We start from the raw sequence: 14,437 nt of genomic DNA, 5'->3' as shown, positions 1-14,437 counted from the left end.
ATGTCACCAAATAGTCGTATATATTGACGTTAGCCGAATTACGTTTCTGCAAGAGCAGGGGTAAACGGAATCGTCTAGCGGTAGGACAGCGGAGTTCTGCTCCGCAGCAGACCCTGGTTTTGAAACCCACGTCCCCCAACCAGTTCAGGACATTTCTAATGCCGGCTCGTTGGAAGCTCCGTAGCGAAAGCGGTTGCCGCTAACCTCGACACTTTCGCGATGCAGTGGGCCTAGACCCAAGAGTGGACCACAAGTGAGAAGTTCTCAGCTAGAAAAAATTGCCTTGCGTGAGAAAACAACTCTAAAGGAGAAATATATGCAGAACATACTGGAGCGCTTGGCCGGCAAGATAAAGCAAGCCGATATTGATCCGCTGCCTCACGAACAATTCCGTATGGAACATATGTTTGATCCTGACGTTTATGGCGAGATCGTGCCGCGTCTGCCCGAAGACGACGCCTATCAGTTTATCCATCACCCTGATGCGATGTTTCCACACGGGCGCGGTCCAACAGAAAAGACCACCCAATGGCAAAAACCGGAGGATCGCCTGCTCTGGAGCGACATGCGTGATACGCACCGTAAGGCGCAAATAAAGGGCCACGATATCCCCAATATTCTGGACGACTTTGGGGATTCCGTAAAGGTACTCTCACTTGATTGTTTCGATACGTTGCTATGGCGCAAGACAGCGACACCTAGAGACGTTTTCACCGTGCTGGCCGATAATCCCGTCGCGCGAAGGTTAGGGATGACTCCTCACCAACGCATTAGCGCTGCTGCGCGTGCCTATCGAGCGAAGCCGTTAGAAAACGGATCCACGGAGATCGATATCGGTGATATTTATCGGTCTTTCACATCGCTTTCTGGTGAGGACCGGGAGCTATTGGCCGAGGCGGAAATTCGGACCGAAATGAATGTTTGCTTTGCATTCTCACCGTACGTAGAACTGATCAGGCTGGCGCGCACCCGTGGTATCACAATTATCATCGTGAGCGATACGTATTTGCGCGAAGACGAGTTAAGGCGCCTCTTGGCTCGACATTTGCCTGCAGACGTTATGCAGGCGATAAGCAAGATCTACTGCTCTGTCGATTATGGAACGTCGAAGAGCCATGGTCTTTTTCAGATTGTAATCAAAGAGTGTGGCGTGTCTGCATCGCAACTACTTCACATCGGAGATAATGATGTAGCCGATGCCCAAGTGCCGCGGAAATTGGGCGTACGTGCGCTGCATTTTCTGCCGTTTGATCATGAGGCTGCAGACCTCTTGCGCCTACAGCACGCGGCATCTTCATTGATTGTACTCGATCAGGCAGCGCCTGAAGCAGTTGTTCTGCCATGCTATAGTCCATTTCGGCCAATTTTTGCCGTTGGAAACCTGCAGCCGTACGCGCCTGAGACGATGATCGGCTATATGTCGTTTGGCCCGGTTCTATACGCCTATGCTCGTTTTCTTATGGACGAGGTGGAGGCACTACAGCAGCAGGGCAAGCGGGTAAAAGTCTTCTTCCTTTTGCGTGATGCTTATCTTCTTTCCGCTGCGTGTGAAGCCTATGCCCGCAAGCCCGTCGGCAAACTGGTACGACTCCGAGCATTCGTTGCTATTGCGGCATCTTTCAAAACCCGTGCCGATGTCGATTATTACATCAGCGGGATCAAGCCAGAATTTGACGATTTTCATTCCACTGCAAAACAGCTTTTGCTTCCGCCTGAAGTGACTGAATTGTTAATACGGATCGCCCATCAATCTGCCGATCCACAAACGGCGTTCCTTCAGCTGCTGCGCGACGACGATGTGTTGGAATTGATATTCAAGAACTCATCTGCTTTGCGTACGCGCTTGATGCGCTATATGTCCAAGGAATTGGAGTGGGAAGAAGGTGATACCATTGTTTTGGCAGACACAGGCTATAACGGCACAACGCAGGAATATTTGATCCGCACCTTCAAAGAAGAGTTGAAAGTAGACATACTGGGTCGCTATGTGGTCTCCTCCGACGAACCTTACCGTACGGCGAACAGCAAAGCACTCATTACGACACCCTGGTGGAATTTCGATCTATTTGAGCAATGCTGCACTGTCAAGGAAGGAGCGGTTGTGGACTATAATTTGGCCGGAGAGCCAGTTCTTGCGGAGATCGACCTAAATGAGAAGCAGTACGACAAGGTCGCCATTATTCAAGCGGAATGCGTTCGGTTCATCAATGATGCAAGGACATTTTTTACCAAGGCTGGTTTGACGCACGAGTATTCGATTTTGCAGCGGGCCGCCCATGCGGCCCTATTCCGTTCTGTCTACATGCCTATGGAAGCGGAATTGGAATATTTCACGGACTTCTTCCAGAACGACAACTTTAGGGGAATATGTCGCAAGAAGACAATCCATCGTCTAGAAAATGCTTTGAGGAATGTGAGGCGCCTTGCCTCACCTTATCGGTTGGGTGCATTTGAAACACGCTGTCTGGGCCTTGACTTCACATTTAGCGCTATAGTCAACAGACGATTTAAACTTGATCTAGGCCCAGAAGATATGAATGTGCGTTTTTCGCCTCTAAAAGTCTCGATATGGAGGGCACACGAGACCAAGGTCTTCTTACTTAGAGCACACCATCTGCATGACGGATATTTCTCCGTTATGCTGCCATATGTAAGCGGCACCAGTGTTAAGATGCTCTTGGGGGAGCACTACGAGTGGTTGCAAATCGAAGATATACAACTTTTGAATAATGCAGGAAGCGTGTATAGGAATGTGTCGAGCTCTCTCGATCTGGAAGAAATCAATCGGGAGGGAGAGATTTACCGGTGCCTGTCACAGGCAAGTGTAGCGACAATCCATCCCGTTGATTTGCAACAGTTCAAAACGCCTCATTACTATCATATGATCTTTCGCCCACTGGTTTCGAGGGAGTTTGATACGCCGCGGGGGCCAGGCGCCTCGCAAGGATGAGAATTCATGCCGGCGCAGTGGTGATTCACGGTAACCGCCCGGTTGTTACCGCGGAGATTTCGCTTTGATGCGAGCGATGAGTTCCTGGTCATCGACGAAGGCTTCGAGGAAGTCATTCCATTCGTCAGCGGTGCGGCGCGCATGGGTAAGCATTTGCTCCAGCTCTTCCATTCCGTCGCGGGTAAGCGAAGTTATTGCCTCGTCCGGTCCGGTGTAGACGCTGATGATGCTGCCGTAGCTCAGGTTGTCATCATTGCTGACGATCGCCTGAAGGAGTTCGGCATCTTCATCGAGCAATTTGGCGACGTAGTCGATGCTGAACACATGGGTCACCGTTGCCATCAGGCAGCCTCGGCGGAGATGGCGGTGACAGGTGACCAATTCCAGGGAAGCAACTCGTCGAGGCGATTGATCTTGTGATGCGGTCGAGCACGTCTGCGAGATATGCCTGCGGATCGATGCCGTTCATCTTGGCCGTCTCGATGATTGTCATGGCGCGAGCCAGGGTCTCCGCGCCGGTCTCGGCGCCGGCAAATAGCCAGTTTTTTCTTCCGATTCCAATCGGGCGCAGGGCTCGCTCGGCGGCATTGTTGTCCATGGCGACGCGGCCGTCTTCGAGGAACAGGCACAATGATGGCCAGCGGCTCAGGCCATAACGGAAGGCTTTTGCCAAATCGCTCTTGCCCGGAATGCGGGTCAGTTGCGTTTCGATCCAGACACGGAATGCCCCGATCTTTGGTTTGCTATGCTTCTGACGTGCGGCAAGGCGGGCATCGGCAGGCTGACCCGCAATGCCGTGCTCGATGTCATAAAGCGCACCGATACGGTCGAGAGCCTCGCGTGCGATCTCGGATTTGTTCGAGGTCCAGATATCATGGAAGTCGCGTCGCCAATGCGCCTTATCTTGTGCAACAGATAAAGCCCATTATCCAGGGCGAAGTTTTATCTGGAGTCTTTGGCGGAGTATGCTGCATTTGGGAGAAGTTCAGGGGTGCCAGTATCCGGATAAAAGCTGCGGCAAAATCGTTGGGCGCTGGCGAGCGAGGGGACGGGCTTGCAGATACCGCTACGTACTTCGTCGACCATGGAGGATTATGTCGCCGCCCAGGAGTGGCGCCATGCATGTCTACCGTGCTGCCCGCTTCACCCGCACGGCGGCTGTTCGCTTCGACGCCACGGCAGCTATACGCGGCTGACCAGCCCTGGCGTGCGCGTCGCTCGCTGGTATTGCCCGCAAGGGCGGATGACGTTCAGCCTATTGCCAGATTTCCTCGCTGCCCACCTCCCTGGGCTGCTTGCAACGATCGAGCGCGCCATCGCGGTGACGGCATCGACAAGAAGCCTGGAAGCAGCCGCGGATGTACTCCGCGGACCGGAGGTCGACCTGCCGGGAGCGATGCGCTGGCTTCGCCGTCGGGTCATAGCGGTGCGCCGGTCGATGACAGCCGTGAAGTGGGTGACACCATTGTTAGCGCCGGATGTACTGGAGAGCGCTGCGATCGGAGATGACACACCGATCCTGCCCAAGCTGCGCCGCGCCCTGCCATTATCGGCGCTGAACTGTATTCCCGCTCCCCTGGGTTTCGCTCGGGTATCGCTTGGTGGCGCCTGGTCGACGCGCTGGTTGGCCGGCGTGATGCGGGACGCGGATTCTCGGGTACGAGGTGGTTGTCGCCAACACGAAGTGGGGCCTGACCGCATTATCGCGGCCAGGTACGCTGGTTCGGCCAAGGTGATAGGATCCCCATGCAGACCGAACCCATATCTACCGCGTCTGGCGCGCCGACCGCCGCCTGAGCCCCGGCGCGGCGCTGGTCTACATGCAAAGGATCAAGTGGTTTCGCACCTATTGCGCCGAACACGAACTGATGGAGCGCGAAGAGCTCACCCTCGAACGCGCAAATCGCTTCATAGGCTGGTATGCGCGGCGGCAGAATCTCGATCCGCGGTCGCTGGGCCTTTTCCGGAGTGCTCTGCAGTCGCTCAACCGGGTCTATCATTGCATGGGGTTGGCGCCTCCCGATTGGCGGTCGCCGCGGCCAGCAAAGCCGCCGGCAACGCCTTTGCTTACCGAGTACGCCGACTACCTGCTCCGGCATCGGGGCAACCCGCAGGTGACCGTGCACAAGAAGTTGCAGCACATCGGCAAATTTCAGGGGCACCTGATACAGGCCGGTGAAGGCTGGCTGTCGATAGGCTTGACTGATGTCGACGCTTTTCTTGTCTCTTACGCTCAACGATATTCCCGGTCGCACGTCAGCGATGTTGCGTGCAGTATTCGCTGTTTCCTGCGTTTTCTGCATTGGAGCGGGCGCATTCCCGTCGATCTCAGCGAAGCCGTGATCGCGCCGGTGCAGCCGCGCCTTGAGCGACCGCGGCGGGCGCTCGCCTGGGAGAATGTGCAGCGGCTGCTGAAGGCGGTGGATCGGTCGACACCAATGGGTCTACGCGACTACGCGCTCCTGTTGATGATGAGCACCTACGGCCTTGGAGCGGGTGAAGCTATCCGCTTGCGGTTCGACGACATCGATTGGGAAGCCGGCACACTGTCGGTCGTCCGGCCAAAGACGGGGGCAGCCTTCACCCTGCCACTCCTGCCGGCCGTGGCCAAGGCGGTGGCGCATTATCTGCGCGATGGACGGCCCAGCGGCACGCCGACCCGTCATCTGTTCGTGCAGATGAAGGTGCCGTTCGGCCCCTTTGCCGCTTCAAGCGCGATACGCCACATCATCGCAAAGCATGCGAGGGCCGCCGGGATTTCGGGCACGTTCCTCGGTAGCCACGTTCTGCGCCATTCCCACGCGGCACGCCAGATCGATCTCGGCACGCCGCCGCGTGTGGTATCCGAGCTTCTCGGGCATCGCGATCCAGAGTCGCTCTCTGCCTATGTGCGGATCGCAACGGAGACGTTGCGTGATGTCGCATTGCCGGTGCCGGCATGACCACCATCGTCACCCTTTCCGAGCTGGAGCGCGACGCGGAGAGCTTTCTGCGGTTCAAACGCGCCATGGGCCATCCGTATATGCGTGGCGCCTTCGAGATCGACCGTTTCCTCCGCTTTGTCCGGCAGCATTGGGGCGAAGAAGACCCCATCCCTCTGGCGGAGGCTATCCAGCGCTGGTGTGGGCGGCACCCCGGCCGCAAGGCCGTCACGCTTGCCAACGAGTTCGGCGTCATTCGGCAGCTCTGCCTGTTCCGTCGGCGACGCGATTCGACCAGCTATGTGCCTGAGCATAGCTGGGCGCCAGTGAAGGAGTCGATTTTCTTCCCCTATATTTTCAGCCAGGAAGAGATCCGCCGAATCCTCGCTGCCGCCTCGGTGCACCAGGGGCACTTCATATGGGCCTCAATGCTGCGCAGGCTTATTCTTGTGCTTTATTGCACTGGCCTGCGGCTCGGAGAAGCCGCACGCCTCAAGATGACCGATGTCGATCTCGAACGCGGCACTTTAACGATCCACGACAGCAAGCGGCGCACGCGCATCGTGCCCATGCAGGATGACCTTGTCGGAGAGTTGCGGCGCTACATCGACGATCGGCGTCAGATACTCATCGGCCGGCACTGCGCGGATCCTGAAGCCCTGTTCGTTCGCCGCAACGGCGCGCCTCTTACGATTGCTTCCGCTTCCGATGCTATCCGCCAGATTCTTCGTCGCCTAGGTATCAAACCCGCACAAGGACGGGTTGGCGCGCGACCCTACGAGTTCCGTCATGCCTTCGCGGTCCACCGCCTCACGATGTGGGCACAGGAAGGCGTCGATATACACGCCAAGTTGCCCATGCTGTCAGCCTATCTGGGCCATCAGAGCCTCCTTGGCACCGAGGTCTACCTGAAGGCGACACCACAACTGCTGGAGTTGGCCAGTACCCGGTTCGAACAGCATCTGCGATGCGCGCGCCAACCCCGATGAGCCAGGCCCCGTCACAGGCGCTCTTCGCCCTCGTCGAATCCTTCTTCACCACCTATCTGCCCCGTCAGCGCGGCGCGAGCCCGCATACGATCCGCGCCTATCGCGATACGCTCAAGCTGCTGCTGTTGTTCGCGGCCCAGCGTCAGAACCGCGAGATCGCCGCGCTCAGGCTGGACGACCTCGACGCCAATATGATCGCTGCGTTTCTGGATCATCTCGAGACCACAAGGTCCAATTCCGCTGCCACACGCAACTGCCGCCGTGCCGCGCTGCGCAGCTTTTTCAAGCACCTTTTGCGCAACGACCTTGACCATGCGCTCCGTTATACACAGGTGCTGGCGCTGCCATCGAAGCGGGCGCGACTTCGACCTGGCCATTACCTCGAAGCTCCCGATATTCGGGCCATCATCGAGGCCCCCGATCGACGGACCCGCCAAGGCTGGCGCGACTATACGCTGCTGGTTTTTCTCTACAATTGCGGCGCACGGGTCAGCGAGGTGACCGGCCTGCTATGGAGTGATCTGCAACTGATGCCACCACGGCAGGTTCGTCTTCGGGGCAAGGGTCGCAAGGAACGGCTCGTGCCGATATGGTCACAAACGGCCGATGCACTGCGCCGCCTGCACGGCATGACAGCTGAGGATCAGCGGCATGTTTTCGTCAACCGTCACGGTCAGCCCCTGACCCGCGACGGAGTGGCCTACATTCTGACCAAGCACGTCTCAGCAGCAGCCCAGGATCGGCCGACCCTGGTACGTGATCGTGTTACGCCGCACGTTTTTCGTCACAGTTGTGCCGCCGCGCTGCTGCAGTCGGGCACTGACGTGACCGTAATCCGTGACTATCTCGGCCACGCCAGCATTGCGACCACGAGCCGCTACTTAGCCATCAACCTGAAGATGAAGCGTGATGCGCTGCAGACCTTCTGGAAACATGCCGATCTCGAGCCCGTCGAGACCAAACCATGGAAGCCGAAGCCAGACCTGCTTTCTTTCCTCCAGTCGCTCTGATTTTATGTCGACAAACCCCCGCCGGCTTTTTCGCCAGAACCCAGCTTCTGAGCGGCAGAACTCCAGATAAAACTTCGCCCTGGATAATGCGCCCAGCATGCCGCTTCTCGGAAGCGGGATGTTCCATCGGCTCCAGGCTCATAAAGCTTGCCGTAGCCTTTGTAGCCGTCAGCTTGGAGGATGCCGCTTGTCTGCCTCAGATGGCGGAGGACGTGGTCTTCCTTTCAGTCCGGAGCAAAGTAGTAGACCGCGCCAGGCGGAGCGCCGCCCGCCCATGGGCGTTGATCGCGGACATATGTCCAGATCCTGCCTTTCTTTACGCCTTTCCCCAGCCCTTTGTCCTGCATGGAGCGATCCAGCACCCGGATCGGGGTATCGTCGGCATGAAGAAGGTCGCTGGCCATGATCACGGTTCCGATCCGCTCGATCAGGGGCTGAAGCACCTGCATGGCGCGACCGCACCAGTCGACCAACGTACTGTCGGGGATGTCGGCACCCATGCGGGCGAAGATTTCGTTCAGGCGATACAATGGCAGGTGATCGTCGAACTTCGAGACCAGGATGTAAGCCAGAAGGCAGGCGCCCGCCATGCTGCCTGGTATCGGACGGCTGGGCGCGGGCAACTGCACCATCTTTTCGCAGCAGCGGCAGGATTTCTTCAACCGAGCGACCTCGATGACCTTCATCTGCGCGGCGATCATGTCGAGGATTTCGCTTGTGTCTTCGCCCACAAGACGTAGTTCACCGCCACAGGCGGGGCAGCAGGCGCCGGGATCGAGCTCCCTGCGCTCGCGAACTGCCTTGTGCGACACGCGCGGACGCCGGCGCGTGATCCTTTCGGGCGCGTTCGTCATAGACGCGACAGACGCTGCCTCGTCGGCCTCATTGATTGGCCCGGCATTGCTCTCCGCCGCGGCGATCAAAAGATCCTCCAGCGCCAGTTCCAGCTGCTGGATTTCCCGCTCGACTTTTTCCGAAGACTTGCCGAAGACCTGTTTCTTCAGCCGGGCAATGCGCAGCCGCAAGGCCTGGATCAACTGGTCATGCGCCTGCAACGTCGCCGACATCTTCGCATTTTCCGCCTGCAAGGCGGCGATCATCGCCTTCAGAAAGGCAGGATCGTCTGGAAGATTTTCGGCGACATTCGGCATGCACCTGACTACCATAAGTCAGGGCGAGTAGCCATAAACACCATTGGATTCAGAGAGATAAATCACCCGACACGCGCCGGCGGCGCCCCCCAATTGGGGCGTCGCCAGTCAATTCCTTCCCACAACATCGCCATTTGCGCTGACGTCAGCCGGGCCGTCCCGTCGGCCGCCGACGGCCACGGAAAGCGGCCCTTCTGCAAGACCTTGTAATAAAGACAGAACCCCTGGCCATCAAAATAAAGAAGCTTCAAACGGTCGCCACGCCTTCCCCGAAAGGCGAAGACCGCGCCTCCCGTCGGCTTCTGGCGCAACACATCCTGCGTCAGTGCAGCCAAACCCTCGATCCCTTTGCGCATGTCCGTGAACCCGCAGGCAAGGTACACCCGAACCCCAGTTCCCGGTCCGATCATGCTGTCTCAACCGCCTGGATAAGCCGAGTCAGAGTGGCGGTATCGATCTCTCTGTCAAAGCGCAGGTTCCGCCCACAGCATAGTTGCAATTCGACCAGCGCTGACAATCTGTCGGTGCCTTTGCCCATACAGGGTTCGCTCCGCGCCACGGGCATGTCCACGGGAAGGAACATGGGACCCGCCGACGGCAACAGGAGCCCCTTCCTCCTCAGCTCTCGCCGCCAAGTGTAAATCTGCTGCCGTGTCACATCATGCCGCTCGGCAACCTCAGTCACAGTCGCCCCGTCAATTCCAACCGACATGACGATGTCGAGCTTCTTCTTATCACCCCAGCGACGACGCCGTTCAGCACCAAGAATCTCGACACGCATCGCAAACCTCGCACAAGACACGTCGCAAACGACGTCGTTAAACACGTGTCATAGGCCATCACGACGATGTCAGGCAGGCGGTGACAATCGGGCGGTTACGATTCACTGGCTCCGAAGGGATTTGGAGGATAGCGAGTGCGCGGCGGCGACGATGTACCCATCCGGTGAAGACCGCAGACGTGTATCCGGCGGCCATGAGGACCTGAGCACCGCGGTGCCGGGTCAAGTTTTTGATGGGGAGACGCGATGATATTCTTCGAGGAGGAGTTCGACCTCCTCGATGCCTTCATCGGTGAAGGCCAAGATCCCGTCGTCATCGTTGGCGCCGTAGACCCAGATGACGCCGTCCTCGGGCTCGAGACCGAGCGTCAGGTCCTGGATGAGCGCTTCGCTGACGCCGAGGTCCCTGGCGACACGTTCAACGGTGTAGACGTGATGCACCTTATTGCGCTGCATGATCAGGCCGCCGCTGATTGGGTCCGCAGTTGTGCGGATCTCCAATTCCACGGCAGCAAATCATCGATCCGATGGGCTGGGTGGGCTGCGATGCGCGCCAGGATATCGGCGAGCCAGGCCTGAGGGTCGATATCGTTCATCTTGGCGCTGACGATCAGGCTGTAGAGAACGGCAGCGCGCTGTCCGCCGCGATCGGAACCGCAGAACAGCCAGGACTTTCTGCCGAGAGCGATGCCGCGCAGGGCTCGCTCGGCTGCATTGTTCGATAGGCAGATCCGCCCGTCGTCGAGGAACCGGGCGAAGGATGACCAGCGGCGCAGCATGTAGTTGAAGGCCTTGGTCAGATCATGTCCGCGCGAGAGCTTGTCGCGCGTCTCGATCATCCAGGTCTCGAGCTCCGCGACCAGCGGCAGGCTCCGCTCCTGGCGCACGGCGTGGCGTTGGGCCGGCGACAGGCCGTTGATCTCGCGCTCGATATCGAACAGGGCATCGATGCGCTTCACGGCTTCAACCGCGAGCGGATAGACCAGGTTGGGCTTCTCGCCGTGCGCCTTCTTGCGCGCCGCCGCCTCGATATCGGCTAGCTCGAACACTTTGCGCCGGCTGTGAGCCCAACAGCTGGCTTCCAGAATAGGCGCTGGCTGACGGGCCGCCGTATAGAGATCGCCATAACCACCATAGGCATCGGCCTGCAGAATGCCGCTCCAGCCGGCGAGATGCGCCGCGGGATGTTCGCCTCGGCGATCGCGCGAATAGTAGAACACGACCGCCGGCGGATCGACACCGCCGAACGGTCGGTCATCGCGCTTATGTAGAAATCTACATAAGCGCGATTATGCGCACCCGATGATTATGCGCAGCTCACCGGGACATTTATCCAGTTTTCTTCGGCAGATCAGTGAGATGGTGGCCGGCATTCAAACTAGGCGCTGCGCATAATTTTTAAAGGCTCAACAGGAACTGCATGAGCTGGTCCGGCGGTCGATACCGGCTTTGACTGGCCGTCATGGGCTGCAGCCGGTTGAGCGTACGCTCCTTCATGGCGAGATCCGCCTGAAGGTACATGTGCGTCGTGGCGGGGCTCTCATGACCCAGCCATAGGGCAATGACGCTGATGTCGACGCCGGACTGCAGAAGATGCATTGCCGTGGTATGGCGGATGGTGTGAGGCGAAATCGAGCGACGCGCGAGTTGCGGGTAACGTTCCGCGGCGGCCGAGACCGCAAGTTCAAGGCGCTGGGTGACGTTCGAACGCGCCATGCATCCGCCGCCTCTGTTCGGAAACAGGAAGTTCTCCTCGCCCCCATAGTCCAACCGGCGCTTCCAGTTGCGGATCAGGTTGGCGGTCGTCCGCCAGAGCGGCACGCTGCGATCTTTGCGCCCCTTTCCATGCAGGTGCGCGACCGCCGAGCCATCGACGGCGACCTCGCCGACGCGCAGGCCGATGGCTTCAGACACGCGGGCGCCGGCGTTGTACATCAGACTGAACAGTGCGCGATCCCGCTCACCTGCCCATGTCCGCGCATCCGGCGCCTCAAGGATCGCCTGCATCTCCTCGCGTGACAAAAATCCCAGGACCGGCGGGTCGAACCGTTTCATCGGAATGGCCAGCACCTGTTCGATGACGGGGAGCGCGGTCAGATCGTAGTGGGCGGCATACTTAAGGAAAGAGCGAAGTGCCGCCAGGCGGGCGTTGCGAGTACGGGCGCCGTTGCTCCGCTCCTTCTCCAAGTGGTCGAGGAAGCTCAGGATCAACTGCGCATCGAGGTCGGCCAGGGTCAGCCGGGTGGGCGCCTTTCCAATCGTCGCCTCGGCGAAGTCAAGCAACAATCGGAAGGTATCGCGGTAGGCGGCGATGGTGCGCGAACTGACGGCTCGCTGATTGCCCAGATGCTCGACGAAAAAGCGTTGCAGCAGGATGGGGAAGGACGATGCCAGCTTGGGGTCAGTCATGATGACCCCCTCCAACCGTAGAGGCGAACAGCTCGAACCGTTTGCCAGCGACCGCCATGAGTTCCGGGACGCCGGTCAAATACCAATAAGTATCGGAGATCTTGGCGTGGCCGACATAGGTCGAGAGCGCCGCCATGGCGTTGTCGATATCGGCGCCATGCTCGTGCCAGAGCTGGATACGGCGGCAAATGAAGGTGTGGCGCAGGTCGTGAATACGCACCTTGCCATGGCCGCCCCGCGCGGTCCAACCAAGGTTGGTGCGAAGCTTCTGGAAAACCTTATTGATCCTCCGCTCCGCGATGAATCCACCCGCCGGAGACAGGAACAGCGGTGAGTCCTCGGTGAGTGCACCAGGACGCGCCCGAACCGCCAGATAGCGCCGTAGCTTGGCTACGACGGTGGCGTGTATGGGCACATGCCTGGATTTGCGGAACTTCGTGTTCCGAACCGTAAGGAACGCTCCATCGAGATTGACATCGCTGCAGCGCAGGTGAAGTGCTTCTGACCGGCGCAGACCCGTAGCGGCGATCAGCCCAAAGATCGTCGCGTAGGTTGCCGGCCGCAACCCGCCCTCAGGGGCGAGGCGCGAAGCGGCGGTCACAAGGTCGCAGATCTCCTGCTCCGAATAGACGTGCGGTGCGAGGCGGCGATGTGAACGACCAAAGGTCGCGGTTTGTGGGAACTCGGTGCCGGGATCGAGCCGGGCAAGATACCTCGCGAACGGGCGAAGGGCCTCGAGGCGCCGGGCCCATGAGAAAGGACTGGCCCGTTTGGCCTGGCCTTGCACCCAGTTCAGGACGATATCGTTGGTGAGCGGGCCACTGTGACCGCGCTCGTCGGCAAACAAGGCGAAGGCGGTGATTTGATGGCCCTGCATCCTGAGGGCGAAACCAAGGGCGCGGCGTTCGGACAAATAGTCCTTTGCCAGCGAGAGCATGGTGCGCGCGCCGGTCATTGCGCGCTCCCCGGCCAGGGTAGGGCCACAGCTGCAAGATTGGTCAGATCGACCTTTGCGTAAATGGCGGACGTGTCGAGGCTTCGATGCCGCAGGATGTCCGCAATCTCCTTCATCGGCGCGCCGGCGCGCAGAAGTCGGCTCGCCATGCTGTGGCGGAGAATGTGGACACCGGTCCGCGTCCATCCACATCGTCGGTAGCCGGCCAGTACTGCGCGTTTGACGCTCTTCGTCGTGATCGGCTCGTTGTAGGGGGCAACATGGCGAACAAATATGGCCCGGTTCGACGTCGCGGGCCGCTCCTCGTGCAGATAGGCTGCGATCGCCGCTCCCGTCTCGGACGGTAGCGGCAGAGCATCCGCGCGTCGGCTCTTGGTGCCGACAAGCTTGATCGTGCCATCGGCCCAGTTGATGTCGTCAAGCTGCAGCTTGACGACTTCGCTGGATCGCAGACCGAGATCGATCAGACACCGCACCATCGCATAAGCCCGCAGGCGCGACGGGAACGCCTGATCAAAGGAACTCAGCAGTTCGTCGATCTCGGCGCCGGTCAGCACCTCGGGCAATGATGCCAACCGCCAGTGGGCGACCCGGGGAATCGCGGCCTTCAGTTCGCTCACCCGGTCGCCGGACATGCTGCGGAAGCGGAGATAGCAGCCAATGATGACGCCGATCGCGGCGACGGTGGTGGGTCTTCGCCCCTGTTTGCCAAGGACGAAGCGGCGGATGGATGCGGCGTTGACTGTCGCCAGGGAGATCGGCTGCTCGCCGAAATGCTCGACGAGAAATCCTCCAACCACTCGGCAACGCTTCCGACGGGTGTTGTCCGCCAATCCCCAGACGTCGCGCATGTGGGTATCGAAGCGCGTCAGCTCCTGTTCGATGGCGGAATTGCGGGCAGGATACTGCAGCACCACGCCGCCGGCTTCGAGTACCTCCAAAAGATGGCCCAGTGCCGCCTGCAACTCATGGCGCAAACGACGGACCGGGTCGGAGCAGGCGCACGCCGGCAGGTGCTCCGAGAGAAAGCGCATAACGGCGCCCTGGCCGATCGCTTCCAGGTCATACCCCTCCTGAGTCAGCCAATAGGCGAAATGCGCGATGCAGCACAAATAGGCGCGCTGCGTGTTCGGCGCATATCGCCTTCGCTGCAAGTGCTCACCGTACTGCGAAACGTAGGGCCGAAGAATACTGCCCTCCAGCCAAGCGCGGGGCTGTGGCTGAAGGATGATCGCTTTTTGCATGTGGATCTCCGAGTTGATGGGACTCGG

General features: G+C 59.3%; 11 protein-coding genes and 3 pseudogenes. 4 read left to right on the top strand and 10 right to left on the bottom strand.

Features of this window, described 5'->3' with window-relative positions:
- Positions 1-316: 316 nt before the first annotated feature.
- Positions 317-2,950, top strand: a complete 2,634-nt coding sequence (locus NKH78_RS26045; RefSeq protein WP_352884670.1) for a hypothetical protein — start codon at positions 317-319, stop codon at positions 2,948-2,950.
- Between the two features lie 45 nt (positions 2,951-2,995).
- Here NKH78_RS26045 and NKH78_RS26040 read toward each other — a convergent pair whose 3' ends face one another.
- On the bottom strand, positions 2,996-3,292 hold the full coding sequence (locus NKH78_RS26040; protein ID WP_352503320.1) for a hypothetical protein: 297 nt from the start codon (positions 3,290-3,292) through the stop codon (positions 2,996-2,998).
- Positions 3,292-3,848 (bottom strand): annotated as a pseudogene (gene tnpC, locus NKH78_RS26035) (IS66 family transposase); the annotation flags it as partial. The pseudogene tnpC (NKH78_RS26035) and the gene NKH78_RS26040, both read right to left, overlap by 1 nt.
- Before the next feature lie 970 nt (positions 3,849-4,818).
- Between tnpC (NKH78_RS26035) and NKH78_RS26030 the strand changes: the two are divergent.
- Genes NKH78_RS26030 through NKH78_RS26020 form a run of 3 tightly spaced genes read left to right on the top strand, consistent with a single transcriptional unit; the run spans position 4,819 to position 7,870 of the window.
- Entirely contained in the window at positions 4,819-5,892 is a 1,074-nt protein-coding gene (locus NKH78_RS26030; RefSeq protein WP_352884669.1) for a site-specific integrase, read from the top strand.
- Positions 5,889-6,860: a tyrosine-type recombinase/integrase gene (locus tag NKH78_RS26025; protein WP_352884668.1), complete on the top strand. Its 972-nt coding sequence runs from the start codon at positions 5,889-5,891 to the stop codon at positions 6,858-6,860. Before NKH78_RS26030 ends, NKH78_RS26025 begins: the two co-directional genes overlap by 4 nt.
- Positions 6,857-7,870 (top strand): site-specific integrase, encoded by a 1,014-nt coding sequence (locus NKH78_RS26020; protein WP_352884667.1) that lies wholly within the window; start codon positions 6,857-6,859, stop codon positions 7,868-7,870. The genes NKH78_RS26025 and NKH78_RS26020 overlap by 4 nt, the downstream gene beginning before the upstream one ends.
- Positions 7,871-7,956: 86 nt before the next feature.
- Here the strand turns inward: NKH78_RS26020 and tnpC (NKH78_RS26015) are convergent.
- From tnpC (NKH78_RS26015) to NKH78_RS25980, 8 genes and pseudogenes are all read right to left on the bottom strand, one after another.
- Positions 7,957-9,021 (bottom strand): annotated as a pseudogene (gene tnpC / locus NKH78_RS26015) (IS66 family transposase); the annotation flags it as partial.
- A 62-nt stretch (positions 9,022-9,083) separates the two neighbouring features.
- Positions 9,084-9,431, bottom strand: coding sequence for an IS66 family insertion sequence element accessory protein TnpB (gene tnpB, locus NKH78_RS26010; protein ID WP_023778341.1), 348 nt, complete (start codon positions 9,429-9,431; stop codon positions 9,084-9,086).
- Entirely contained in the window at positions 9,428-9,802 is a 375-nt protein-coding gene (tnpA, locus tag NKH78_RS26005; RefSeq protein ID WP_352648906.1) for an IS66-like element accessory protein TnpA, read from the bottom strand. Before tnpA ends, tnpB begins: the two co-directional genes overlap by 4 nt.
- Before the next feature lie 222 nt (positions 9,803-10,024).
- Entirely contained in the window at positions 10,025-10,258 is a 234-nt protein-coding gene (locus NKH78_RS26000; RefSeq protein WP_352884666.1) for a hypothetical protein, read from the bottom strand.
- Positions 10,259-10,260: 2 nt separating this feature from the next.
- Positions 10,261-11,076, bottom strand: a pseudogene (gene tnpC, locus NKH78_RS25995) (IS66 family transposase); the annotation flags it as partial.
- A 124-nt stretch (positions 11,077-11,200) separates the two neighbouring features.
- Complete coding sequence (locus NKH78_RS25990; RefSeq protein ID WP_352884665.1) at positions 11,201-12,211, bottom strand: tyrosine-type recombinase/integrase; 1,011 nt, start codon at positions 12,209-12,211, stop codon at positions 11,201-11,203.
- Complete coding sequence (locus NKH78_RS25985) at positions 12,204-13,166, bottom strand: tyrosine-type recombinase/integrase (protein WP_352795034.1); 963 nt, start codon at positions 13,164-13,166, stop codon at positions 12,204-12,206. The genes NKH78_RS25990 and NKH78_RS25985 overlap by 8 nt, the downstream gene beginning before the upstream one ends.
- Entirely contained in the window at positions 13,163-14,410 is a 1,248-nt protein-coding gene (locus NKH78_RS25980; RefSeq protein WP_352884663.1) for a site-specific integrase, read from the bottom strand. The genes NKH78_RS25985 and NKH78_RS25980 overlap by 4 nt, the downstream gene beginning before the upstream one ends.
- Between the last annotated feature and the right edge of the window lie 27 nt (positions 14,411-14,437).

Source organism: Mesorhizobium sp. M0910 (assembly GCF_040319465.1).
Taxonomy (GTDB): Bacteria; Pseudomonadota; Alphaproteobacteria; order Rhizobiales; family Rhizobiaceae; genus Mesorhizobium.
This window is presented reverse-complemented; position numbering and strand designations above follow the sequence as displayed.